This window comes from Natronobeatus ordinarius, from assembly GCF_024362485.1.
Classification (GTDB): domain Archaea; phylum Halobacteriota; class Halobacteria; order Halobacteriales; family Natrialbaceae; genus Natronobeatus; species Natronobeatus ordinarius.
Map to the genome: position 1 here is coordinate 644,755 of NZ_CP101456.1, position 24,086 is coordinate 668,840.

22 protein-coding genes and 2 tRNA genes are annotated in these 24,086 nt (G+C 63.5%); 9 read left to right on the forward strand and 15 right to left on the reverse strand.

Annotation, left to right across the window (positions count from 1 at the left end):
- Positions 1 to 25 precede the first annotated feature (25 nt).
- The 4 genes from NMQ09_RS03375 to NMQ09_RS03390 all read right to left on the reverse strand — a co-directional run bounded on the left by NMQ09_RS03375 (position 26) and on the right by NMQ09_RS03390 (position 3,284).
- Positions 26 to 1,006 (reverse strand): LLM class flavin-dependent oxidoreductase, encoded by a 981-nt coding sequence (locus tag NMQ09_RS03375; RefSeq protein WP_255193039.1) that lies wholly within the window; start codon positions 1,004 to 1,006, stop codon positions 26 to 28.
- A 78-nt stretch (positions 1,007 to 1,084) separates the two neighbouring features.
- Entirely contained in the window at positions 1,085 to 2,245 is a 1,161-nt protein-coding gene (locus NMQ09_RS03380) for a nicotinate phosphoribosyltransferase (protein ID WP_255193040.1), read from the reverse strand.
- Positions 2,246 to 2,331: 86 nt separating this feature from the next.
- Entirely contained in the window at positions 2,332 to 2,598 is a 267-nt protein-coding gene (locus NMQ09_RS03385) for a hypothetical protein (RefSeq protein WP_255193041.1), read from the reverse strand.
- Positions 2,599 to 2,837: 239 nt separating this feature from the next.
- The gene (locus NMQ09_RS03390; protein ID WP_255193042.1) at positions 2,838 to 3,284 is read right to left on the reverse strand and encodes a DUF7344 domain-containing protein; all 447 of its coding nucleotides are present in this window, start codon (positions 3,282 to 3,284) and stop codon (positions 2,838 to 2,840) included.
- Positions 3,285 to 3,507: 223 nt separating this feature from the next.
- On the opposite strand from NMQ09_RS03390, the gene NMQ09_RS03395 reads away from it, so the two are divergent.
- Positions 3,508 to 3,581: transfer RNA gene (locus NMQ09_RS03395), tRNA-Phe, on the forward strand.
- Positions 3,582 to 4,182: 601 nt separating this feature from the next.
- Here the strand turns inward: NMQ09_RS03395 and NMQ09_RS03400 are convergent.
- From NMQ09_RS03400 to NMQ09_RS03415, 4 genes are all read right to left on the reverse strand, one after another.
- Positions 4,183 to 5,814, reverse strand: coding sequence for a hypothetical protein (locus NMQ09_RS03400; RefSeq protein ID WP_255193043.1), 1,632 nt, complete (start codon positions 5,812 to 5,814; stop codon positions 4,183 to 4,185).
- A gap of 433 nt (positions 5,815 to 6,247) precedes the next feature.
- Entirely contained in the window at positions 6,248 to 6,997 is a 750-nt protein-coding gene (locus tag NMQ09_RS03405) for a hypothetical protein (protein ID WP_255193044.1), read from the reverse strand.
- A gap of 280 nt (positions 6,998 to 7,277) precedes the next feature.
- The gene (locus NMQ09_RS03410) at positions 7,278 to 10,904 is read right to left on the reverse strand and encodes an outer membrane protein assembly factor BamB family protein (protein WP_255193045.1); all 3,627 of its coding nucleotides are present in this window, start codon (positions 10,902 to 10,904) and stop codon (positions 7,278 to 7,280) included.
- A gap of 671 nt (positions 10,905 to 11,575) precedes the next feature.
- On the reverse strand, positions 11,576 to 12,283 hold the full coding sequence (locus tag NMQ09_RS03415) for a hypothetical protein (protein WP_255193046.1): 708 nt from the start codon (positions 12,281 to 12,283) through the stop codon (positions 11,576 to 11,578).
- A gap of 156 nt (positions 12,284 to 12,439) precedes the next feature.
- Here NMQ09_RS03415 and NMQ09_RS03420 point away from each other — a divergent pair, with 156 nt between their 5' ends.
- The 6 genes from NMQ09_RS03420 to NMQ09_RS03445 all read left to right on the forward strand — a co-directional run bounded on the left by NMQ09_RS03420 (position 12,440) and on the right by NMQ09_RS03445 (position 17,038).
- Positions 12,440 to 12,976 (forward strand): hypothetical protein, encoded by a 537-nt coding sequence (locus tag NMQ09_RS03420; protein WP_255193047.1) that lies wholly within the window; start codon positions 12,440 to 12,442, stop codon positions 12,974 to 12,976.
- A gap of 69 nt (positions 12,977 to 13,045) precedes the next feature.
- Entirely contained in the window at positions 13,046 to 13,330 is a 285-nt protein-coding gene (locus tag NMQ09_RS03425) for a hypothetical protein (protein ID WP_255193048.1), read from the forward strand.
- A gap of 147 nt (positions 13,331 to 13,477) precedes the next feature.
- Positions 13,478 to 13,615 (forward strand): hypothetical protein, encoded by a 138-nt coding sequence (locus tag NMQ09_RS03430; protein ID WP_255193049.1) that lies wholly within the window; start codon positions 13,478 to 13,480, stop codon positions 13,613 to 13,615.
- A 246-nt stretch (positions 13,616 to 13,861) separates the two neighbouring features.
- On the forward strand, positions 13,862 to 15,061 hold the full coding sequence (locus NMQ09_RS03435; RefSeq protein WP_255193050.1) for an ABC transporter ATP-binding protein: 1,200 nt from the start codon (positions 13,862 to 13,864) through the stop codon (positions 15,059 to 15,061).
- A gap of 11 nt (positions 15,062 to 15,072) precedes the next feature.
- Positions 15,073 to 16,032, forward strand: a complete 960-nt coding sequence (locus NMQ09_RS03440) for a carbohydrate ABC transporter permease (protein WP_255193051.1) — start codon at positions 15,073 to 15,075, stop codon at positions 16,030 to 16,032.
- Between the two features lie 7 nt (positions 16,033 to 16,039).
- Positions 16,040 to 17,038: a carbohydrate ABC transporter permease gene (locus NMQ09_RS03445; protein ID WP_255193052.1), complete on the forward strand. Its 999-nt coding sequence runs from the start codon at positions 16,040 to 16,042 to the stop codon at positions 17,036 to 17,038.
- Between the two features lie 225 nt (positions 17,039 to 17,263).
- On the opposite strand, the gene NMQ09_RS03450 is transcribed toward NMQ09_RS03445, so the two are convergent.
- The 5 genes from NMQ09_RS03450 to NMQ09_RS03470 form a co-directional block, all read right to left on the reverse strand.
- Complete coding sequence (locus tag NMQ09_RS03450; protein WP_255193053.1) at positions 17,264 to 17,698, reverse strand: PIN domain-containing protein; 435 nt, start codon at positions 17,696 to 17,698, stop codon at positions 17,264 to 17,266.
- Positions 17,699 to 17,950, reverse strand: coding sequence for an AbrB/MazE/SpoVT family DNA-binding domain-containing protein (locus NMQ09_RS03455; RefSeq protein WP_255193054.1), 252 nt, complete (start codon positions 17,948 to 17,950; stop codon positions 17,699 to 17,701). It lies immediately after the preceding gene.
- Positions 17,951 to 18,204: 254 nt separating this feature from the next.
- Positions 18,205 to 18,507, reverse strand: coding sequence for a hypothetical protein (locus NMQ09_RS03460; RefSeq protein WP_255193055.1), 303 nt, complete (start codon positions 18,505 to 18,507; stop codon positions 18,205 to 18,207).
- Position 18,508: 1 nt separating this feature from the next.
- On the reverse strand, positions 18,509 to 19,795 hold the full coding sequence (locus tag NMQ09_RS03465; RefSeq protein ID WP_255193056.1) for an ABC transporter substrate-binding protein: 1,287 nt from the start codon (positions 19,793 to 19,795) through the stop codon (positions 18,509 to 18,511).
- Between the two features lie 623 nt (positions 19,796 to 20,418).
- Positions 20,419 to 20,492: transfer RNA gene (locus tag NMQ09_RS03470), tRNA-Val, on the reverse strand.
- Positions 20,493 to 20,555: 63 nt separating this feature from the next.
- On the opposite strand from NMQ09_RS03470, the gene NMQ09_RS03475 reads away from it, so the two are divergent.
- Entirely contained in the window at positions 20,556 to 21,047 is a 492-nt protein-coding gene (locus NMQ09_RS03475; RefSeq protein ID WP_255193057.1) for a DUF192 domain-containing protein, read from the forward strand.
- Positions 21,048 to 21,125: 78 nt separating this feature from the next.
- Positions 21,126 to 23,048 (forward strand): ABC transporter ATP-binding protein, encoded by a 1,923-nt coding sequence (locus NMQ09_RS03480; RefSeq protein WP_255193058.1) that lies wholly within the window; start codon positions 21,126 to 21,128, stop codon positions 23,046 to 23,048.
- A gap of 435 nt (positions 23,049 to 23,483) precedes the next feature.
- Here the strand turns inward: NMQ09_RS03480 and NMQ09_RS03485 are convergent, their stop codons facing one another.
- Together NMQ09_RS03485 and NMQ09_RS03490 are read right to left on the reverse strand one after the other, a co-directional pair.
- Entirely contained in the window at positions 23,484 to 23,669 is a 186-nt protein-coding gene (locus NMQ09_RS03485) for a hypothetical protein (protein WP_255193059.1), read from the reverse strand.
- Positions 23,666 to 24,016 (reverse strand): HalOD1 output domain-containing protein, encoded by a 351-nt coding sequence (locus tag NMQ09_RS03490; protein WP_255193060.1) that lies wholly within the window; start codon positions 24,014 to 24,016, stop codon positions 23,666 to 23,668. The genes NMQ09_RS03485 and NMQ09_RS03490 overlap by 4 nt, the downstream gene beginning before the upstream one ends.
- Positions 24,017 to 24,086: the final 70 nt, after the last annotated feature.

Consider the following 24,086-nt stretch of genomic DNA (forward strand, 5'->3'; position numbering starts at 1 on the left):
GTCCAGTGTCGAGCTAGTTCGACGGTTAGAGCCGCTCAGGGGCGACTGCCTCGAGCGTCCGCTCGACCGCCTCGGCCTCGAGTCCTGGCGGGAGGTTCACGAGTGGCGTGTCGATTACGGGGTGGTCCGCGAGCGCTCGGAGTTCCTCGCGGACGTCTTCGGCCGTCCCCGCACAGCCGAGGTCGCGAACCAGCTCGTCAGTGACGTGTCCTCTGGCGCGGTCGCGGTCGCCGTCGCGCCACGCGCTGGCGATCCGATCGGCCACCGCCGGGTAGGCAGCCCCGACGGCCTTCCGGTAGCCTTCCCCGGAGCCGACGTAGTAGGCGACGATTCCCCGGACTGCGTCCATCGCCTCCGCGGGGTCGTCGCTCACGGCGACGTGCACCCACGGCGCGACCGTGATCTCCTCGGGATCCCGGCCACGCTCGTGCGCGGTGTCGGCGATCTCCGCGAACGCCTCCTCGAGGTGTGACTGCGGAACGTTGTGCGGGAGCCAGCCGTCACAGAGCCGTCCCGTCGCCCGCCGGTTGGCCGGCCCGAGCGCCGCGTTGTAGATCGGGACGTCGGCCTCGAGCGCCGGGAAGTCGGCGACCGAGAACACCTCGCCGTCGTACTCGACGCGGCCGTCAGCGGCGAGGAATTTCCGCACGAGCTCGACGGTCTCGTGGGTTCGTCGAATCGGCCGGTCGTAGGTGAGCCCGTGGAGGTCCTCGATCGCTTTCGGCGTGCTCACGCCCAGCCCGATCGCCGCCCGCCCGTCGGAGAGGCGGTCGAGCGAGGCAGCCCCCATCGCAATCACGGCGGGCGAGCGAGAGAAGACGTTCACGATGGCCGTCCCGAGACGCACGTCCTCCGTTCGCTCCGCGACGGCGGCGAGTTCGACGAGCGCGTGTTCACCCCACAGCTCGGGTTTCCAGACCGACTCGAAGCCCAGTTCCTCGGCACGACTGGCGAATTCGGCGGGTTCGACACCGTCGACGTCCGGGAGAATGAGTCCCACGTCCATACGTCACGTCACTTTCCGGTCGACCTTCGTTCTACCGACGATCCCTGGTTCGCCCGTGGCCGCCCCACGTCGCGACGCTCACTCCGCCTGCGCCCCGAATCCGACCACCGACGCGTCGGCCAGACAGCGCTCGCTCGCCGTCTCGAGGTCGAACTCCCGAACGACCTCGCCGTCGCGGACGAGCGGCTCGAGCAGCGGCTCACCGTCCTCGGGACCGTCAGTGTCCGCGAGGACGACGTGGTGGCCCCCGTCGGGTGTCCGGTAGACGTCTTTCACCCCGGCGAGCTTGCCGCGCTTCGAGACCGGCTCGCCCTCGAGGGAAACGATGTCGAGGCTGAAGTCGATCGGATCGGCGCTGGTGATGTGGCTGCCGACGCCGAAACCGTCGGCGACGTCCCGGAGCGCCCGGAGCTGTTCGGGGCCGAGCCCGCCGCTACAGAAGACGTCGACGTCCTCGAAGCCCCGGGCGTCGAGCTCCCAGCGCACCTCGCGGACGATGTGGCGGAAATCGCCGCGTCGCGATCCCGTCGTGTCCAGTCGGACGCCGTCGAGCCGGTCGCCGAGGGTCTCCGCTGCGAGCAGGCTCTCGCTTTTCTCGTCCCAGAACGTGTCCGTGAGCGCGATCCGCGGCACGTCTTCAGGGACGGCCGCGTCGAACGCCTCCCACGCCGCTGCCTGCTCGCCCTCGCCGAAACAGAACATGAGCGCGTGGGGCATCGTCCCGCTCGCCTCGCGACCGAGGAGCTGGCCGGCGGCGACGTGGGAGAAGCCGTCGAGGCCGGCGAGCAACGCCGCTCGCTCGACCACGGCCGCGATCGACGGATGGACGTGACGCGCACCGAACGAGAGCACCAGCGAGTCGGGCGCGGCCAGACGCGTCTCGAGTGCGGCCGTCGCGAAGCCACTGGGCTGAGACAGGAGGCCGAGCAGCGAGGTCTCGAGTTCGGCGAACTCGAGGTACGGCCCCTCGATCCGCATCACGGGGCCGCCGTCGAACAGCTGTCCGTCGGGGAGCGCGTCGACGTCGACGGCCCGTCCCTCGAACAGCCTCGCGACCTCGGCGACGCCGGTGAACACTTCGAACGCCCCGGTCGAGAACTGATCGGCGGTCACCTCGGTGACCACGTGGGGGTTCTTCCCGGCGTACTCGAGCGTCGTTCGCGTTCGCTCGAAGTAGGCGTCCGTCGCGACACCCTCGAGAATCGCCTCCGGTGGAACGGTTCCGAACGGGTTCGACATATCACCGCTTGCCAGCGAGAGGCGAAAAACCTACGCTTCTCGTAGCGCGGGTCGTCGACCGGCGACGGCGTATCGAGACTCGAGGGTCAGGCGGTCTTCCAGCTCCAGGCACCGACGACAGCGACGACGACTGCGAGGACGACGAAGACGAGCCACTGGGTGGTTTCGGCCCCCGCGATCGGGGCGAACAGGTCGATCACCCCCGTCGCTTGCAAGAGTCCGAGCGCGAGCAGGAGGGTCGCGAAGGTCGCAACGACCGCGACCTGGAGCCAGCTTCGCCCCATCTCTGCGCCCTCCTGTCTCGCCGCTTCCGTATCGTGTGTGGGCGTGTCCGTGGGATCGTCGGGAGCCATCGTTCTCTCGAGTACGAACGGGACACTGGAAACGCTGTGACCTGCATGCTCCGGGACACGAGCGCGGTACAACGTGTCCCGGCCGCGGGACACAGCACGTCGGGCGCCCGGACTAGTCGGGTTCGAAGCGGTTGGCCGGGGTCGTGACCTCGAGCGTGCGACGGCCGATCAGCGCCGCGTCACGACGGCTCGAGCTAAGCACGTGCTACCGTCGTGTAGCCTGCAATTGCAAGGAGTAGTTAGGGCTTGAGCCGAGCGACGTTTTCACGAATCTGTCGAATAAATCCGTCACCCGACTCGTCCTCGAGTGCCTCCCGGAGCGTGGAGTGTCTGGGCTCGTCGAGCATCACGAGCTGGAGATACGGTCGGAGCTGGTCGAAGTTCTCCGAGAGGACGACCGAGTGGCTGTCCGTATCGTGTTCGACGACGCCGGAGTCGGCGAGTTTTGGGACGTGACACTGGACGGAGGAGACGTAAACGCTCTTGTACTCGTTCTTTTCGACCTCGTCGGGTGGGACGTCGTGTTCCCAGCCGGCGACCGTTTCGGCGAGTCTCGAGAGTTCGACCGGCTCGTCTCGCCCCCGGAGTGCGTAGAGGAGGTACCGTCGGCGACGGTTCGCGAGGAGCTCGAGGATGGTGTCTGCGGTCAGGTTCTGCGTCTCCTGACCACTGGTAAGGGCCTCCATAACACACAGTTACTTCCCGAACCGCAAAAGGGTGTCTTGAATATCTGAAGAACAAACACACGACTGCCGATAGTTTGGATACGTTGAACGTACGTCCGAGATTACTAATGAGATGTTGACTCGCTGTGCGGGACAGTGATGGAATCGATTACTGGCCGTAGCGGCAAAAATTGCACCGACGATTCGAAATCCTTTTTTCCTCCTTCGACCGAGAATTGGATGAGCCGCCTTAGCTCAGACTGGGAGAGCACTCGACTGAAGATCGAGCTGTCCCCGGTTCAAATCCGGGAGGCGGCATGTTTCTGTGGCCGACCTCGCGAACGAGCGTAGCGAGTGAGCCGTCGGTCACGAAACTGCCAGCGACCGGATTCTGAACCCTAAAAGACACGGCCCGGGAGCGCAGCGAAGCGAGCACCCCGGAATGTCTTTTTCCGGTTCAAATCCGGGAGGCGGCATACTTTTGCGGCGAGCAAACTCGCGAGCCGCAAGTATGCGTTCTGAGCGGATTTGAACTAGACTGAGGTTCTGCGAGCGAAGCGAGCAGGTTCTCAGGTGTGGTTCAAATCCGGGAGGCGGCACTCCACCTTTTTCACCGTCGGATCGCCGTAGGCGACCACTCTCTGCTCACGGCGCGACGCGCCGTTCGCATGGTCCGAGAGACACAAGATCTCTCGTCACTCGAAGACCGTGGGCGAACAAGGCCGGAGCCGAACGGAGTGAGGCTCCGGTGAAACCACGACTCGCTTCGCTCGCCGTGGTATGCTGATTTTGACTAAAATTCGATCCCTACCAGTACTGCAACCTGAGAGAAATGACGAGTGAGAGTCATGGCGATGATGGTCTCGCCAGTCCTCAATGACTCGGCAAACTCGGCGCTGAGAGCAATGTGGAGCGAGCGTCAGTATGAGGCGACACCCCAGATCCATTCTATGGCCTGGACTTCGATAGCGGCGGGCCGATCGACGACGTGGTCACCCCAGTTCTCGAATTCGACGTGTGTTCGGAGCGGTTCGAGCTCGTCGTCTTCGCGGTGGACCGTTTGGGATACCTCGACGACGTATCCGGTCTCCCGATCGATCGTCACTTCGACGTCGGCTGTCTCGATCGGACCATGCCCCCGTTCGTTTACTGGGACGGCATCGCGTCCGCTGACAGCGAGCGTGATCGTGCGATGGGTTTCGTCGACGACCTGCCAGTCCTGTTCGAAAAACTCGGGAGTCGCGTTGATTGACCCAGATGGTTCGCCGGCGACCTCGTACCCGGAGACCGAGTAGACGACCCAGTTCCCGGCCACGCGTTCGTGCCAGGCGCGATCGGAAAGCTCGGACGGTGGCTGTGGATCTTGGGGATCGATCCACTGCATAGCGAACTGTTTCGTGCTGAAATAGCCCGTGTTCGAACTCGTCGGCTCACCATGATGGTCGAACGTGGTCCACGAAACGATATAGCGACGCTGTTGGTGATCCATTTCGTAGCGCCACTGGCTCGATTTGACCCATCGGCCCTGGGTCTCGTTGTGCGCGTACGCACTCACGACAGCGCGGTGATTTGCCTCGATCTGGGGAATCGCATCGGGACTGATGAGTGCTGCGGCATCGTCGAATTCGTTGATCGGGCCGGGTTCGTCGGGCGTATCGACCGGGCGGACGTCCAGTGTGCGAACTGTTCCACTTCCGACCAGCAACGCCATAACCAGCAGGAGTGCCAGCGCGACGGCCAAAGGATTGGCGACGAGTGGCCGGTTCTGCACGGAGTACAACGGGACGGAAGCGCGTGATCCGGGTTGGTCAGCCGGTGGGAGTTTCTCGACTGATTTGGTTCCACAGCAGACCGGGAGCAGTTGCTGGTGACACACCCGGGCGTGGAAGTTGGCGTACACACCGAGGCTCGCGCTCGTAAAGAGGACGAGCAAACCGAGTGCGAGCGTTTCGTGTAGCGTCGCCGCTGCCACGAATACCGCGTTCGGGATCGCAAACAGGACCGTCGTGACGAGAGCGTATCCGAGTACAGTTCGCGGTTGGGTTCTGGTAAATCGAAGGCTCTCACGCACGGAGACGACCGGTCCGGCGTCGGTCCAGCAGATCACGCAGTCGAAAAATCGCACCGAGAGCACGCCGATAGACAGCCCCAGACCGACGAGCACGGCACTGAGATGGAACATCCTGACTGCGGGGACCAGTTGGCCGTAGCCGAGTGCGTAGGAAGCGTAGCCAGCGATCGTCAGGACGGAGAGTACGACGGCGTGGAGGACGGTGGTAGCGAGGACCCCGACCAGGAGACTCGCGACGATAGCGATACCGAGACCGGCCAGAAGCGTACTGCCACGTCGCCAGAGTGTGGCGGCTGTGAGTCGGGCCGTTTCCCGAAGCCGACCGTCCGGAACCCCTGCGATTCGGTTAGTGGTAGATTCGACCCCGATATCGGCTGCGTCGCGGCCGACTCGCGCGTAGATACCGACCAGCACTGGTACGCTGGCGAGGGTGACGAGCGAAACGCCGAGCACACCAAGGACCCCCACCTCCAGTGGCATCGTTCTCGTCGCGGCAACCGCCTCAACGCCGAGAAAGATCCCGATCGAAAGACACGTCGCCAGGCCGCCTACGATCAGGTCTCCCCCTGGAGAACGACGAACCGCCCACCCGATAGTCGTTCGCATGCCGGGATTTTATTGCCTTCGTTAATGAAGATGATGGTCTAATTATGGGTTTGAGAGGGCCATTTGGATAGATCATTTTCGCTCCAGTAGCGGGTTCGAACTCGTCGTTTGTGGCGGGAGTTACCCGATAGTCCACAGACGCCGGAATGAGTGGCTGAAACAGCTAAATCAATCTGCAGCCCCCGAATTACATCCGGGAGGCGGCATTTCTGTCGCGAACGACTTCGCCAGCGGAGAACGTGGTGTCCACGAGCTGGCGCTTTTCGTGGCGACGTTTCCGTGCGGTGGCGCCGGACGAATAGCGCGGTCAGACGGCGAACCCACGGAGTTGTCTGTTCCAGCCGATCTCGGACTGCCAGAGGAGCGACCCGTTCGTCCCATCGGTGAGTTCGACCGTCACCGAATCGCCGCTCGTTACGTCCCCTGTCGAACCGGCGAGGTCCTCCCAGGAATCGATGGTCGTCTCCTCGAGCGTCGGTCGTCGAACCTCCGCTCGCTCCGGGCCGTGACATACGAACAGGGCACTCGATTCGACCGCTTCGCCACCGTCGTGAGTGAGGGTCACGGTCGTCGTGCTCGAGCCGATTTCCGAGTCGAAGTCGACCTCGAAGCTCGCGTCGGGAGGGCTGACGCCGGTGAATCGGTCGACGTCGGCGTTTTCCGTGGTGCCCTCCCGTTCGAAGTGATCACGTCTCACGCTGAGGATGGGCAGCTGGTTGTCCCACGTCGATCGTTTGTCGAGGGTGACGTCTGCGCTCACACAGTCTCCAGGGTCCAGTCTGTCCGTGTCGAACTCGTACTGGAGGCCGGTCGTGATCCTGGCAACCCCCGTCGGATCCTCGAGGAGCAGGCCGCGAGCCGGGAACGCAACGATCGTTCCACGCACCGAGATTCGGGGGGCGGTCATGCCCGGTTCATCGACGAGCGTCATCGCGTCTTCAAACGTGGTCTCGTCTTCGGTTGGTTCGCAGTCGGTACTGCCGTCGAGCACGCCGAGACAGCCAGCGAGTCCGACGGCCCCCGTCCCGATCGAAGCGAGGATGGATCGTCGTTTCACGTCTTCCGGTTCCGACGTATTTTACAAATATGTTACCATCAGTAGGTAAGTGTGATTGCAGGTGCCCCGGCTGCTCGCGATCGGGTGCCTTCTCGATGAGTTCGTGTGGCGTGTTATAGTACTCGTTGAAACGAGTTACACCCGGTCACGGCCGAGCGGCCAGCCTCGGTGTCGTCGTCGAGGCTGGCCGCCGACGTTCGTGACCGGGTGTGCAATGACTTTCAACGGTTACTATTCGGACGGGGTAGCGATTACCGGTAACACGGTATACCGATCCGTGTCAGGAACTCCGCCAGGCGTCGATGACGTCGCGAAGCAGCCCGGTTTCGATCTCGTTGGTCCGCCAGTCGTCGATAGCCTTCCGCAACCCGCTCGTTTCGACCGCTCCGTCGTCTCGATACTTCTCGAGCGGGTCGTCACTGACGGTAAGGTGCTGGCGCTCGACGTCGGCGATCCCATTTTCGTCGACGACGAGCAGTCGCACCTCGTAGGGACGTTCGTCTTCGAAGGTGTATTCGACCTGCGAACCGGTTGCGTCGATTTCCCCGTCGCCGGTGAAATCCCATCGGTACTCCGAAATCGGCGCGTCGCCCGGCTGTGACGCTGTGGCGTCGAAGACGGTCGGTTCGTCGACCAGGACTGGGTCCTCGTACTCGAGTTCGGCCACCGGTGGAACGGCATCGGAGAACGCTCGAAGCGTCGAACTCTCACCGCCAACGTAGATCCGATTGCCGGACACTACTGGGCTCGCAGCGGGGCCGTCGTAGGTTCGCTGCCAATGCACGTTGCCGGTGTCAGTTGCGAGTGCGACGAGTTCGCTCTCGTCGGTGCCGACGAACACTGCCTGATCGCTGATTGCGGGTCGGGTCGTAATCGCTCCGTTGACACCGTTTCGCCAGACGAGGTCGCCGGTCTCGGCATCGAGCGCCGAGATACCCGGGTACTCAGCTGTTGCAACATATACGGTTTCGCCGTCTGTACCGACGTGCTCGAACCGAGCCGCGGAGCTGTCGTGGCGCCACTGTTCGTCGCCATTGCGGTCGTACGCAACGACCCCGTCCGCGTCGAAGACGGCGTACACGGTGTCGCCTGAATCCGAAACCGCAAGCGACGTGACGTCGCCGCCGTCACGATGAGTTCGCCAGAGTCCGTTCCCGGTCGCCGCGTTGATCGCGTACACGTGAGCGACGTCGCTACTCCAGTCGGCTTCGGTTCCAACGTACAATCGTCCGTCAGAGAGCGAGAGCGCCGGGTCCGTACCGACGTCCTCCTCGAGTTCGAATCGCCAGACTTGATCGCCGGTGAAGAGCGAACGTGCCTCGACGTGGCTTCCCGACGCGACGAACACGAGGTCGTCCCCGGCGACTGGCGACCGTGCGCCGTCATCGACGGGCGCAGTCCAGCGCCCGTCACCGGTTTTCCGATTCACCGCGTGAATCGTCTCCGTCTCACCGCCCCAGTCTCGTTCGATTGCGAGCACGGTCTGTCCCGCGATGACGGGCTGGACGGCCTCGAGATACTCGTCCGTTTCGTACTCCCAGACGCGCTCACCGCTGCGAAGCTCGTACGCGAAGAGCGAATCGGCGGCGACGTAGCCGACTTCGCCGTCGGATGCGGGCGGCGTCGTCTGGTCGTAGTCGGTATCGACGCTCCAGAGCTGCTCAAGGGTGTCGTCTGCTATCGGGCCCGATTCGTCACCGGTGTAGCCGGACTGAGACATCGTTCGGCCGGCGGCGTGCCAGGCAAGCGGGCCGACCGCTTCGGGCTCAACCGTCGACAGTGGACCATCGGAGTGGACGCGAAGCGTCGGGCCTCCGCCAGCGTACACGTCGCCTTCGACCGCGACGAGGGCGGCGCTGTCGTCGTGTTGTCGTCTCCAGACCGTCTCGTCCGATTCCAGATCGAGAAGGACGACGTCGTTAGACTCGGTGCCGACCAGCACTCCGCTCGGGGTCGAGACAGGTGGAGATATCGCTCGGTCGACGCTCGAGGTCCGCCCAACGACCGATCCATCGGCGGTGTCGAGGGCTGTCACCCCCGGTGAATCGTCCGTCGCGACGTACACTCGCTCACCGTCTGTCCCGACGTGGTCAAACCGATCCGCGGAGCTGTCGTGGCTCCACAGTTCCTCACCGTCGTGGTCGTAGGCCACGACGCCCCCGGTTTCGTAGGCGACGTACAGTGCGTCGTCCGATCCTGCCATCGACGAAACGTCGCCGCCGTCCTGGTGAGAAGTTCGCCAGAGTCCGTTTCCGGTTGCTGCGTTGATCGCGTACACGTACGCTTCGTCGTCGTCCCAGGCTTCTTCCGTGCCGACGTACAGCCGATCACCCGCGAGTACCGGTGTCGTCGTCGGCGGTTCGCGGAGCTCGAACCGCCACTCCTGTCGACCACTACGGAGATCGTGCGCGCGGACGGATTCGCCAGCGGTGACGAATATCTGTTCTTCGCCAGCAACCGGGTGTTGAGTGGGTTCCGTGAGGTCACTGTCCCATCGAAGGCTTCCATTCGTGGCGTCGATCGCGTGGAGGCGAGCCGGATCACCGCCCCACTCTCGTTCGATTCCGAACACGATGTCTCCGGTGATGACCGGTCGATCGCCGGTGAAGTCGTCGTCCGCCTCGTACTGCCACCGGACGCTGCCGTCCTCCGTCTCGAGGGCGTACAGGTCCTCTGCGGCGACGTAGGCGGTGTCTCCGTCGATGGCCGGTGCACTGGCCGGTTCGTCGAACGTTCGCCACCAGCGCAGGGAGGGGCCGTCAGCGTCTGCGTCGGGCGTGTCTGCCGTTGGGTTGTGGCTCGTTCCTGCCGCGTCGTAGCCATCGAACCGCCAGTGGCCCTCTGGCACGTCCGGGACGGTCGTCTCCGGCAGGTCGCCGGTTGTGTGCGTCCGCAGCGTTCGACTACCTCCAATGAACGCTCGGTCGCCCGTGACAACTGGTCCAGAAATGGCTGCGTCGTTGATTCGCTTCCAGCTCACGTCGCCCGACGTCGGCTCGAGCACGAACACGTCGTCGTCGTGTGTGCCGACGAACAGTCCGGCCGTCGAGACTGCCGGTTTATCCGACACGTGGCCGACCGACTCGCTCCACTCCTCCCCTCCGGACGTCGGGTCCAGTGCCGTTATCCCGTCGTTGGTCGCCGCGTACAGACGCTCGTCGTCGACGGCCAGGTACTCGACCGACCCCGACACCTCGTGTTCGATCCACTCGACGGTTCCGTCAGTACCGTAGGCTCGAACGTCTCCGTTCTCGGTCGAGACGAACACCAACCCGTCTCCGACGACGACGTCGGTGACGTCCCCGGAACCCGGTTCGGCGGTCCAGTCGTCATCGCCCGAGTCGACGTCGATCGCGTGGAGATACGACGTGTTCTCCCCCCACTCCTCTTCGGTCCCAACATAGAGGACGTCGTCGGCGAGCGCTGGCGACGTGGCGATCGGTTCGGTCGGCGAGAACGTCCACTGCTCTTCACCTGTCGACAGTGCGAGGGCGCGAACGTCGTCTTCGTCGCCGACGTACACCTGCGCTTCGTCTGCGACGGGGGGTGTCGCACCCTCCGACACCGGCTCATCCCACCGTCTCGTCCCGTTCTCGGCGTCGACCGCGTGTAAACGGGTCGTGTCACCGCTCCAGTCTCGCTCGTACGCGAGAACGTACCCACCGGCGAGGACTGGTCGACCTTCGAAGGAGTCGTCGAGCTCGAGTTCCCAGTCGATCCGTCCCTCGTCGACGTCGATCCCGTACAGCTGCTCCGCAGCGACGTACGCACGATCGCCGTCGACTGCCGGTGCACTCGTGGCTGCAGCCAGCGTCTCCCACCAGTCGAGCGTCACGCCGTTCGTATCGTCTGCAGGACCAGTCGTACCGTCGTTATAGCCGGACTGATCGGGGGTTCGCCCGTACATAGCCCATTCGTCGGCGTCGATCGGATAGTCGCTGCCACTGGCAGCCGTCGCCACCGGTGCGCTACTTGCGACGCCGAGTCCGACAATCCCCATCAGTTTGAGCGTCTCGCGTCGTCCAAATTTACTGCTATCAGACATTCTCGTTCGATGAGAGTTAGTACTAGTATTTACGAATTTTGTTTGATGGATGCTCTGTTAGCTACCCAAGTAAATGGCCTACTATGGCTGATTTTATAGTATAAGAAAAATGGTTATTATATTTATTGTGGATCATAGTATCTTTGAACATATAAATAATATTGAACTTTTGGATAGTCGCCGTTTTCAGATCGCCCGCACTCCCATGTCTCGATCTGTGCCGAAGCGACACCGACGTGCCTTTCGAACGGTTTCCGGTGAAAACTGTCGGGAGGCCGCCGACTGATACGGTCTGTTGTAATTCGGTACCGGTCATCGCTGCCCCGTTCGAGCGATCACCGGTAACACGGTATACCGATCCGTATGGAGGCGTTTCGAGATCGCAGATCGCGGGCCGACGTCTGCTCGAATCGACCGACGACAAATTCCCGACCGGCGACCCGTGAATGTGCATCGCAGGAGGTGACCGATCGCCTCGCACGTCGCGTCGTCCGCACCGGCGTTCGCCGTACGTGCCGTGAGACGGGTCGACGTCAGTCCGCTCCCGTGACGACGAACACCCACACGAGTCGCGTGCGTCGGTCGAAACAGACGTACGTGACGTCCCACACTGGCACCGGCTTGAACCAGTCACACCACTGGTCGAACGTCACGGAGACAGTGAACTCCTGGTAGCGCTCGTCGAAGACGGCGTCGACGAAGCGCTCGCCGAGTCGCTTGGCGTCGGCGGGGTCGCCATAGGTCGCCGGAACGTGCTCGTAGCCGGGCACCTCGGCGTCGGCGTCCTGGAACGGCGGTTCGAGGAAGCTGTAGTACGCGCCGCCTGCGACGAGATGGCGGGCGAGGTGGCCGTCGAGCGTGTACGACGGGTAGCGTTCCCACTCGAGGTCCGCGTAGTCCCGCGGGTGGCGGTCCGACGGCAGTCCCAGCGCGGGGAGGGCGTCGGCGAGCGCGTCCGAGGCGAGGACGTCGCGGCGGAGCCACCCGGTTTCGCTTCGCGAGAGGAACCAGTCGAGCACCTCCTTGGGCGGCACGCGCACGACGCCGAGGTGCGCGCCACCGTTGACGTGGATCTCGTCCATGATCGTCTCGAGTTCGCGGGCGGCGTCGGGTATTGCTTCGTCCTGGTCAGGAACCGCAAGCGTCGCGTCGGTTCGAGCGGCCGCGAGTTCGGCGTCTGACGGCCGCTCGCTCCAGTCGATCTCGAGCAACGACCGGTCGGCGTCGTACTCCTCGGTCATGACCGGGCCGTTGCGCCCTCGAATCAAGAACGTTCGGAAACGTGACAGTCGTCCACGAGCCGCGTCGTCGACCGGCGACGACGAAGCGCGGATCCGTCGCGAGCGGTTGCCATAGTAAGGTGTCCACTTCATGCCCGCTGGAAGCCACTCTAGGTCATGGCATTTGCTCACGTATCACGGCTGGAAGCGTTCGGAACGCGGTCGCTCGTCCTCCACGCGATCATGGTGGTCACGTTCGTCGGCGCAGTTCTGGCGGGGTTCTTCGTCGACGGGGAACTGGGACTGGTCTCGTTCGCCGCACTGCTCGGCTTCACCGCCGGGTTGTGGGTCGCCCACTCGATCCACTCGCTCGGGACGATCGGATCCGACGAGGAGTATCGCGGCGTCTTGAACGAGTTGCTCGAGACCGACGAACCCGAGGAGGGGTTCGATACCGGTCGGTTCGGTCGGCTGCTCACGCTCATCGCGGCCGTGACGGCGGTGTCACTCCTGACGTCGGCACAGGCCCTGTCGGGCGCGCTGTTCTCGATCGCCGTCGTGGCTGTCGGGGCCGTCGCGCTCATGACCGCCATGGTCGGCTTCCTGATCGCACTCGGCGCCTCCTACGAGGCAGCCCAGGAGCGGTCGATCGTCGGGATCGACCAGGACCCGCACCCCATCGACACCGACGCACCGGGCGTCAGCGACCGATGACCGCGGGGAGAGCACGGCAACCGACGAACTGAAGTCTGAGCGCCACGATACCATATGGCAATAGAAGCGATGACAGGACCGAGAGCCAGCTGCCTAGAGTGTGGCGAGACCTTTCCCCGACGCGAGGCGACCACCGGGGCCGGCCTCTCGTGTCCGGCCTGTGGGAGCGGCGTCGTTCGGGGGCTCCCTGCCCGGTCACAGACCGACCGCGACACCACGCGCTGTGGTGCGTGTGGGGCGACGTTCCCTCGAAGCGAGTCAGTGACCGACGTCAAGGGAGAACTGGCCTGTCCCGACTGCGGAGACAGCAGTGCCCTCGAGCCGATCGACCGCCGACGGGAGTCGAACGATTGACTCGAGGTCGCTGTCGTCGCCAGTGTCGAGCCCTACCCGTACGAGGTCACGCACCCAGCTGGACGGACGGAGCCACGTCCCATCCTGTGTGAGTGCGCTATCGTCACACCCGAAACGGGGGACACACTGTGAGCCGGTGGACACGCTGTGAGCCGGCGTACACTGACGGTCGGTGGCTACTCCGACCTCGAACCGGCCGACGGCCAGCGGACGACGACCGGGGGGCTACAGGCGGAACAGGCTGAGTGCCTCGGGGTCGTTCGAGAGAGCGGAACGCTCTCGTGATGACGAGGCGCCTTCGGCGTCTCGAACCACGTGACTCCGAGGTGGTTCACCGACGCGTCCTCCGTGACCGTACCGGGTCGGAGTCGGTCGGGAATAACAGCTAGTTATGTGATAATAACTCCTAGAACGAAGCGATTTTCGCCGGAATTAGGGCGTGTAATGGCCGATTGCGGGCGAGGTCATACATCAACAATGGTGATACTATAGCCGGGGTTGATGGGTGTCTCCAGCGTACGACCACAACCGATGACGCGGATTTCGTTACGGAACGTCAGCAAGTACTTCGACGGAGGTGCGACCGTCGCGAACTATCGGATCGACCTCGAGGTCGAGGACGGCGAGTTCCTCGTCATGCTGGGGCCGTCCGGCTGTGGGAAGACGACGTCGCTGCGGATGATTGCGGGGCTCGAGACGCCCTCGGAGGGAGAAATCTACTTCGACGACGAGCGGGTCACCGACCGCTCGCCGAGTGCCCGGAACGTGGCGATGGTCTTCCAGAACTACGCACTCTACCCGCACATGACCGTCAAGGGCAACATCGAGTATCCGCTCAAGGTCCGCGGGATCTCACCCGACGAACGGGACCGACGCATCGCGGACGTCACGGAACTGCTACACATCGAGGACCAGCTCGAGAAGCCGCCGGCGGAGTTGAGCGGCGGGCAGCGCCAGCGAGTGGCGCTGGCTCGTGCCATCGTCCGCGAGCCGACGGTGTTCTTGCTCGACGAGCCGCTGTCGAACCTCGACGCCAAACTGCGCCAGGAGATGCGAAGCGAGCTCAAGCGCCTCCAGGACGAACTCGACATTACGACGATCTACGTGACCCACAACCAGGAGGAAGCGATGAGCATGGCCGACGAGGTCGCGGTCATGAACCGGGGAACGATCCGCCAGGTGGCGCCGCCCCAGGAGCTCTACGCCCGTCCCCGAACGGAGTGGGTGGCCCGCTTTATCGGCTCGCCGCCGATGAACCTCTTTCGTGGCACGCGTCGGAACGGCTCGATCGACCTCGGCGATGCAGGAGCCGTCGACCTCGAGGGAATCGTCGACGGCGAACGCGTGACCGTCGGCGGTCGCCAGCGCGAGGTCGTCCGGACCGACGGTCCCGTTGAGACGAGCACCGACGACGGGGCCGAAGCCGAGGCGGTCGAAGTCGACGGCCGTGTCGACGATCACGATGCCGACGCGGAGACCGTCTCGCTCGGCGTCCGGCCGGAGGACCTCGCCGTAGCAACTGATCCACCGCCCTCGGGGAACGCCATCACCGGCACGGTGGACACGATCGAACCGCTCGGCGAGTACACCCTCGTCAACGTCGCCGTAAACGACCAGGTCGTGAACGCGAAGGTGGGAAAGACCGACCTCGAGCGAGACGACCGGGTCTACCTGACGTTCGTGGACGAGGACGCCTACCTGTACGACGAGCGCGGCGAACTCGTCGCCTGAACGGGAGAGCCATGAGCTTACGAGATCACGTAGACGGCCTCGAGGTGGATGGTGACTGGAGCACCAGGTTCGACATCGACCGCGAGAAGTCGATCGCCCTCGTGGTGTTCCTGGTGCCCGGACTGACCCTGTTCGGAATCTTTACACTCGGGCCGATCGCCTACGCGACGATCGGCAGTTTCTTCTCCTGGGATGCGTTCACGATGCAGGACTTCGTCGGCCTGGACAACTGGATACGATCGCTCACCGATCCCCTCATCGTCCACTGGCCGAACATACAGGAGTTGCGCTACCCGATGGGCGCGCTCACGCACAACCTGCTGTGGGTGGTCGTTCACGTGCCCGCGAGTACGCTGCTGGGTCTCGGACTGGCGCTGTTGTTCGCCGATCTGAAGGGTCGTCGAATCCTCCGGTCGATGGTCTTTCTCGGCTTTACCGTCCCGACGATCGTCATCGGCCTCGTCTTGCTGTTCATCTACGATCCCCAGGCCGGCATCTTCAACGAACTGCTCCGGGTGCTCGGCCAGGAGCAGTGGGTGAGAAACTGGACGCAATCGCCCCAGGTCGCGATCTACGCGCTCATCCTGGGCGGGATCTGGGTGCACACGGGCTTTAGCATGCTGCTCTACAGCTCGGCGCTCTCGGCGATCGATCCGTCGCTGATCGAGTCGGCGCGGGTCGACGGCGCGGGCGCCTGGCGTCGGTTCTGGGACATCATCTGGCCGCTGGTCAAGCCCGTCACCGCCGTGGTCGTCATCATGGGGATCATCTGGGTGATGCGCGTGTTCGACATCGTCTACGCGGCCGGCGGCGCCGCAGGCGGCCCGAACCACGCGTATTCGGTGCTCGGCATCGAGGTGTACCGCGCCGCGTTCCGACCGGAGATCGACTACGGGAAGGCGATGGTGGTGGCGCTGATCCAGCTGTTCATCGTCGCCCCACTCGCCCTCTACATCGCACGAATGGATTAGATCACGCATGACAGACGACACCAGCTCCCCGACCGACCGCGACGCGGACGCCGGACCCGAGACCGACCGTGACACCGCCGCCCACAGAACCGACGGCGGCCGATACCTGTCGATCGAGGAGGTGCCCGACACCGCACCGAGGACCGAGTACGACTGGCAGACGCGCCTCTCCCACGCCATCCCCACGAAACGACGGGCGCTCAAGTACGGCGTGGCGATCACCCTGGCCGTCCTCTGGATCGTCCCGTTTCTCGGGCTGTTCATGGCGTCGATCCGGCCGCTGTCGGAGATCATCGGCGGCTGGTGGCACCTCGAGGGGATGACCCTGACCCTCGAGAACTACGTCCGGGCCTGGGAGTACAGCACCGCGCCGATGGGACGAGCGCTGCTCAACACGTTCATCGTCACCATCCCGGCGGTGCTGGTCGTCATGTTGCTCGGCGTGATGGCGGCGTACCCGTTCGCCAGGTTCGAGTTCCCGCTGAAGACCACGCTCTTTTTCCTCATCCTGCTGGTGATGGCCGCGCCGCCCGAACTGGTCGCGATGGGCAACTACAACCTCCTCCACCGGATCGGGCTGTTCGACACCTACATGGGGCTGATCCTGATCCACATCGGCTGGGGACTCGGCTGGGTCGTCTTGTTCCTGCGGAACTACCTGCTGGGGATCCCCAAGGAACTCGAGGAAGCCGCCCGGATCGACGGCGCCTCCCGGTACCAGATCTTCCGGACGATCATCCTGCCGTTGTCGACGCCGGCGCTCGTCTCCGTCGCCGTGATTCAGTTCACCTGGGTCTGGAATGCCTTCTTCTTCCCGCTCGTGTTCATGCGCTCGCCAGACCTCTACCTCGCCCCCCAGGTGCTCCCGCTGATGACCGGCCGCATCCAGGTCGAGTGGGGGCTCGTCGCCGCCGGCTCGGTGATGACCATGGCCGTTCCCGTGCTCCTGTTCCTCATGCTCGAGCGCTACTACAAGCGAGGGATGGTGGCCGCCGTGACGGACTGAGCGATTCGTTTCGTTCCCAGTCGGTGGTAAGACGGGTTTCCGAAGGAGCGTACAACGCCTGCTCAGGAGCGGTTCGAATCGATCGCAGGGATTCTTTCCAGTTGCAGCTGATGTTCGGTACGTCGGGTACCATCGAAGCACCGGTTCGACGAGACGTTGCGGACGAGAACCTGGTTTGGAAGTTCAGAGAACTCGTTGTGAACGAGCCCCGGGGGCACGTATCGGTCACTCAGGTTGATATGGGTTAGTTGCGATGTCGAGACGGTAGACGTCCGCTGCAGCGTCGAAATCGTCGTCGAACGCGTAGAGATAACCGAGCCCCTCCACCTGCATGTACGCGACGATAGCGGCATCGACGAACGAGAAGCGCTCGTGCTGCCGGAAGAGCGATTTTGCCGCGGCAACCTCGTCCGCTGTCAGGGAGTCGATGTGGAATCGCGTATTCTCTTCCACCCGATCGAGAAAGTCGACAGCGGCGTCGTGGCCCGCGTGCGTCGTCAGCCCATTGAGCGTCTCTGCGAGGACGTACTCGAGAATCACCGCTTCCGGGAGGGCAGCGGTGTCGATTCCTCTGAGGATAGGGAGGGCATCGTTGTGTGCACTGTCACGACGGTACGCCGCCGCAAAGAGAACAGTCGTATCAACGAGTGCGCGGGGCATCTACTCGATGTCGACGCCCCACGTGTCGTGCTGGCTCTCGACTTCTGTCGACTGATCGCCATCGTAGCCATCGAAGTCGCTGAACGTACCGCTGCGCTGCTGAACGACCTGGACGCGAAGCGTGCCGTCATCCTCGATGTGCCAGCGTAGTTTGTCACCGTCGTCGATATCGAGTTTCCGGCGGATACGGGCGGGAATGTTCGCCTGATTTCCCGAAACCTTGCTCTCGGAGTCGACACTCTCACTACTCATGCCCGAGCCTACGAGGTCACGACTCATAAACCATAGTGTGAGCGCACACTAATTGGACCGGGTGAGGAATACACGTTCTAAGTCACGCAAGGTTTTTCTGTGAGTTACGGGGGAGCTCGTTGGTAGCTCCAATACTCCCCGTCCCGTCCCGATCGCTCTCGGCACCGTCGTCAGAATACGTGCCGAGTTCGCGACAACCGTTCTCGTCTCCCTCGAGCGAGCCGGACGCCGGGCGAGACGGCACCGGCACCGATTCACAGCGGCATGTACCCTGCCCTCGTCGCGGCCACTGCCACCACGATGACAGTGACGTTCGTGAGCAGGAACAGTCGTGAGGACTGCCAGGCGAAGTAGAGCAGGACCGCCAGCGGGAGGGCGGCGATGACTGCGGGCCAGAAACCCCGCACTGCGAGCGTGGCGAAGAAGGCCGTCGTGAACGCGTACAGCACGTCGACCGCGACGGCGTTGGGATTGCTCCGCTGGATCTCCTGGCCGACGACCACGAGTGACTCGAGGACGCCACTGTCGCCGCCGCCGTCGTCGTCAACTCCAGCCACGTTATGCCTCGTCGTCCGCTTCGATCTCTTCGACGTCTTCTTCCTCCGCGACGGTTTCGGCTAACACGTCGTCGAGCGCCTCGACGATCGGCTCGACGTCCTGGTCCGGCTCCGCCCAGAGCCCGAGCAGCTGTGACCAGAACTCGGCCTGGAACGGGTCGCCGAGCGCGTCGTCGAGGTCGGGCACGAGTTCTACCTCCTCTGCGTCTTCAGAGATCTCGCGCATGATGTCGAGTTCGAAGGCGTCCGCCGGGACGTCGACGGCCGTGGGGATGAAGCCCCCGCGCTCGGTCCAGATCTGCTGGCCCTCCGGCGAGATGATGGCCTCGAGGGCCTCTCTCGCCGCGTCGATATTCTCCCCGTAGGTGGGGATAGTGAACCAGTTGATGCTCGTCACCATCGCCTCCGTGCCGGGGAGCCTGAAGTAATCGAGGTCTTCGGGATCCTCGATCGGGCCGAACGCCGGCGTCCACGAGCCCATGAAGTACAGCGGCGTCTCGTTCGCCCAGAAGAACTCGTACTGGACCCCGAAGTCCCGAACCTCGCTGAAGTAGCCCTCCTGGAGGAGCTCCTGGAGCTCCTCGAGGGCGGTGACGACCCGGTCGTCGGTGAACTCGGCCTCGCCGTCGATGAGGTCCTGCTGAAGCTGGGCGCCCTCTTCCTGTCGGAGGATGAACGCCTCGGTCACGTCGCTCAGCGGCCAGCCGTCGCCGTTGGCCGAGGCCAGCGGCGCCTCGACGCCCTCGATCCCGTCAATCTCCGCGAGCAGGTCGAGGAACGCGTCGTAGTCGTCGGGCTCCTCGAGGCCGTGTTCCTCGAAAAAGGACCGCCGGTACCAGAAGCCGGGCTTGATGTCGCCCCCGAACGGAGCGGCGTACACCTCGTCGTCCACCGTTACCGGATCGTGGTCGGTCGTGTAGTCGTCCTCGTCCCACAGGTCGCCGACCGGCTCGAGGTGACCGGCTTCCCCGTCTCTCCGGACGCGTCCCTCCGTGGGAAACACGACGACGTCCGCGGTCGCGACGCCCGCCTCGAAGTCCATCAGGGTCTCCGTCAGGAGCGGTTCGGTGTCTCGAGGCTGGTAGGAGATCTCGATCCCGGTCTCCTCCTCGACGTAGTCGACCACGGCGAGGAAGTCTTCCTCTTCGTCGTCGGTCCAGAGCGCGGTTAGGGAAATTTCTTCCTGTGCGCTCACTCCGCCAGCGCCTCCGAGTCCGACGAGCACGACGGCGCCTCCGCCCACACCTCGAAGTACTCCGCGTCGACTGAACATGGTATTCTCGCCCATACACAACCGTATGACCGATCAGATTCTTAATGGTTTTCCACATGTCTTTGTATTTACACATGAACGCACAGTCGACTCATCCGATAGGTCTGCCTACCGGACGTAGTATCCAACTAGCCGTCCCACGCTCGACGGCGTTCGGTCGGCGTACTGCTGGGGCGCGTTCGAGGACGTAGACCACTCGAGCGAAACCGCATCCTACACCGAGCTGAGATCTGACAGCGGTCTGTCCCGAACGATCGCTCGAGGGTCAGCGGACGGACACGGGCGAGTACGAACCATCCCCAGAGACAGTCGCGTGGCTCGAGGGGTGGTGCCACAGCTCCGGGTTCGTATCGGCCTCGAGACTCGTTGTCGCCGCTCGGGTGACGTTGGCGTCGGCAACGGTGGGCTCGGGCGGATTCGAACAACGTCCAGACGTGCTCACTTCGCTGTGCGCGTCTGGCCTCGTTCGAACCGCCCTCGCGACACGGTGCTGTCGCTCACGAGTTGTTCGCGACAGAAATGGGCTCGGGCGGATTCGAACAACGTCCAGACGTGCTCACTTCGCTGTGCGCGTCTGGCCTCGTTCGAACCGCCCTCGCGACACGGTGCTGTCGCTCACGAGTTGTTCGCGACAGAAATGGGCTCGGGCGGATTCGAACCACCGATTTCGGCCTTGTAAAGGCCGCGTCATGACCAGCTAGACCACGAGCCCGTACGCTACCGAAGTGGGTCCGCCCGAATAACCTTTACCTTCTTGGCCCGGAGCCTCGAGCGAATGGCTCCTGGGCGAACCTCGAGGCTGCTCCTGCTCTCGGGCGTCGTCCTCGTCGTCGCCGTCGTCCTCGTCGGACTCGGCGTCCTCCCCCAACTGTGGGGCGACGACCGGGCGGAGGTCCGGATCGTCGGCGACGACGGGGCGACGAAAGCGACGGTCGACGCCGAGGTCGCCGATACCCCGCGCGAGCGGTACGTCGGACTGAGCGACCACGACTCGCTCGAGCCCGGCGAGGGGATGCTGTTCGTCCACGCCACCGAGGGCGAGCGGACGTACGTCATGCGCGACATGGACTTCGATATCGACATCATCTTCGTCGGGGCCGACGGCGAGATCACGACGATTCACCATGCCCGCGCACCCGGGCCCAGCGAGGACGGCGAGGATCTCCGGTACACGGGACAGGCGAAGTGGGTGCTCGAAGTGCCTGCGGGGACGGTCGAGGAGGCGGAAATCGAGGTCGGCGACGAGATCCGGATCGACGACGGGTGAGCCGTCGACCGGTCGGATAGCAGTGGTATTTCGATTCGTAGCGAACGTTTATCACCGACCGCCCATTCAGCGCACGTAATGAGCGGAATCGACTGGGACGAGGACGACCCGTTCGAGGAGCAACGGGAGTCGGTCGACGGGCCGATGCGGCGGCTCATCGGCGAGTACGGCCGACCCTACTGGTTTTCGGTGACGGCAGGGATTATCGCGAGTGTCCTCGCGCGGCTGCTGGACCTGATTCCGGCGATCCTCCTGGGAGTCGCGATCGACGCGATCTTCCTCGAGACGCGCCCGTTCAACCTCCAGTTCGTCCCAGACGCGTGGATTCCGGCGACCCAGGAAGAACAGTTCGTCCTCACCGTCGTCATCATCGCCCTCTCGTTCGTGATCGGGGCGGCGTTCCACTGGATCCGAAACTGGGGGTTCAACGCCTTCGCCCAGGACATCCAGCACGACGTCAGGACCGACACGTACGACACGATGCAACGGCTGGACATGGACTTTTTCGCCGACAAGCAGACCGGCGAGATGATGTCGATCCTGAGCAACGACGTCAATCAACTCGAGCGATTTCTCAACGACGGGCTGAACGCCGCGTTCCGGCTGTCGGTGATGGTGCTCGGCATCGCAGCGGTGCTGTTCACCATCAACCCGCAACTCGCACTCGTCTCGCTCGCCCCCGTCCCCCTCATCGCCGTCTTCACGTACATTTTCGTCAAGAAGATTCAGCCGAAGTACGCTGCCGTGCGCTCGTCGGTCGGGAAGGTCAACTCACGACTCGAGAACAACCTCGGCGGCATCCAGGTGATCAAGGCGAGCAACACCGAGGACTACGAGTCGGGTCGCGTCGACGACGTCTCCCGAAAGTACTACGACACGAACTGGGGGGCGATCCGCATCCGGATCAAGTTCTTCCCGGGGTTGCAGATCATCTCGGGGATCGGCTTCGTGCTCACGTTCCTCGTCGGTGGCTACTGGGTGTTCGCCGGCGCACCCGGCCCGTTCACCGGCACGCTCGACGTCGGCCAGTTCGCGACGTTCATCCTGCTTACCCAGCAACTCGTCTGGCCGATGGCCCAGTTTGGACAGATCATCAATATGTATCAGCGCGCGAACGCCTCCGCCGAGCGGATCTTCGGTCTGATGGACGAGACGGGTCGCGTCGACGAGGAGGACGACCCCGAACCACTCGAGATCACGGACGGGCGCGTCGAGTACGACGAGGTCGCGTTCGGCTACGACGAGGAGACGATCCTCGAGGACGTCTCCTTCGACGTTCCGGGCGGGGAGACGATCGCGCTCGTCGGACCGACGGGGGCAGGCAAGTCGACGGTGCTCAAACTACTCCTGCGCCTGTACGACGTCGACGAGGGGGCGATCCGCATCGACGGCCAGGACGTCCGGGACGTCTCGCTTCGGAGCCTCAGACAGTCGATGGGCTACGTCGGCCAGGAGTCGTACCTCTTCTACGGCACCGTCGAGGAGAACATCACCTACGGCACGTTCGACGCGAGCCGCGAGGAGGTCGTCGCGGCGGCGAAAGCCGCGGAGGCCCACGAGTTCATCGAGAACCTCCCCGACGGCTACGACACGATGGTCGGTGAACGCGGCGTCAAACTCTCCGGCGGCCAGCGCCAGCGCCTCTGTATCGCCCGGGCCGTGCTCGAGGATCCGGACATCCTGATCCTCGACGAGGCCACGAGCGACGTCGACACCGAGACGGAGATGCTCATCCAGCGCTCGATCGACCGGCTCACCGAGGAGCGAACGACGTTCGCCATCGCCCACCGACTCTCGACGATCAAGGACGCCGACAAGATCGTCGTCCTCGAGGACGGGAAGATCGTCGAGCGCGGCACGCACGACGAACTGCTCGCCGAGGACGGCCTCTACGCCCACCTCTGGGGCGTCCAGGCCGGCGAGATCGACGAACTTCCCCAGGAGTTCATCGAGCGCGCCCAGCGCCGCCAGGCCCGGACGGAGATCGGCGACGACGACTGAGATCAGTCCGTTCCGTCGTCGACCGAGCGACTTACGGTCCCTCGAGGACCCACCGCGCACTTCAGCAGCGAAGCGATTCCAGACCAGATTACTTCTCATGACTGTCAGCGATCTGCTCGAGAAATCAACGCATCCCGTCGAATCTCAGTCCTCACCATACCTCGTCTTCGAACCTGTCGAACTCGATGAGTCTCATGTCCGCTCATTCGAGGAGTAGAACGTGATGGGGTTCCTAACAGATCGTGAGGTACTCCCCGGCGTCAAGAGTCTCTCCCGTTCGAAGAATGGGATCTGCAGATATCGCACTCTCGTCCAGTAGCGCACGTAATACTCGCCGCTGTTGCGCTGAGGGCACCTGTTCGATGCGATTTGGTTACAGCGTTTCTCTCACACACGGACCTGTTATCTGCTCCGACCGGTACCCCTCGTCGTCGGTCACTCCGAATGCTCGTTCTTTTCGACTTCCGTGACGATCACGTCCCAGTCAGGATGTTCGACCCCATTCCGACACTCGAATCCGCCTTCCACATCGATTCCACCCTCGTAGGCCCTGCGAAGGAGGGCTTTCAGCTCCGCGTTCAGTTCCTCCTTCGACGTAAGCGAGGTCTCCTCAGAAGTCATCTTCCTGCGATCCTTTCGTGTTTCTCCGCTGTGAGTTCGTGTTCTGGTGTGATGGTGATCACACCGTAGCTGTGTACGGTTATCGCGTGGCTTTCGTGCGTGAAGGTAACGTGGATGTCTCCGTTCGTCCCGTTTCGAACCCGGACGAGCGCATCTAATTCGTCGGGATCAACGGTAGAGTGGAGCGGGTCGAGTTCAACCGGATCAGTCCCGATTAGGTCCGCCAGCGTTGCGGTAACAGCCATGCTCGCGGGTGTCTTCTCTTGATCGAACTGGGTGCGAACAGTCCCAGATTCCTGAAAGTATTCGACCGCTTCGACTCTAACCCCAGATACCCTTGCGTCCATCTTGCCCGATTTTAGCCGTCTGACCCGGTTCAATAGGGGCACTGATTATACAGTAGGTTTAAGATAAGAT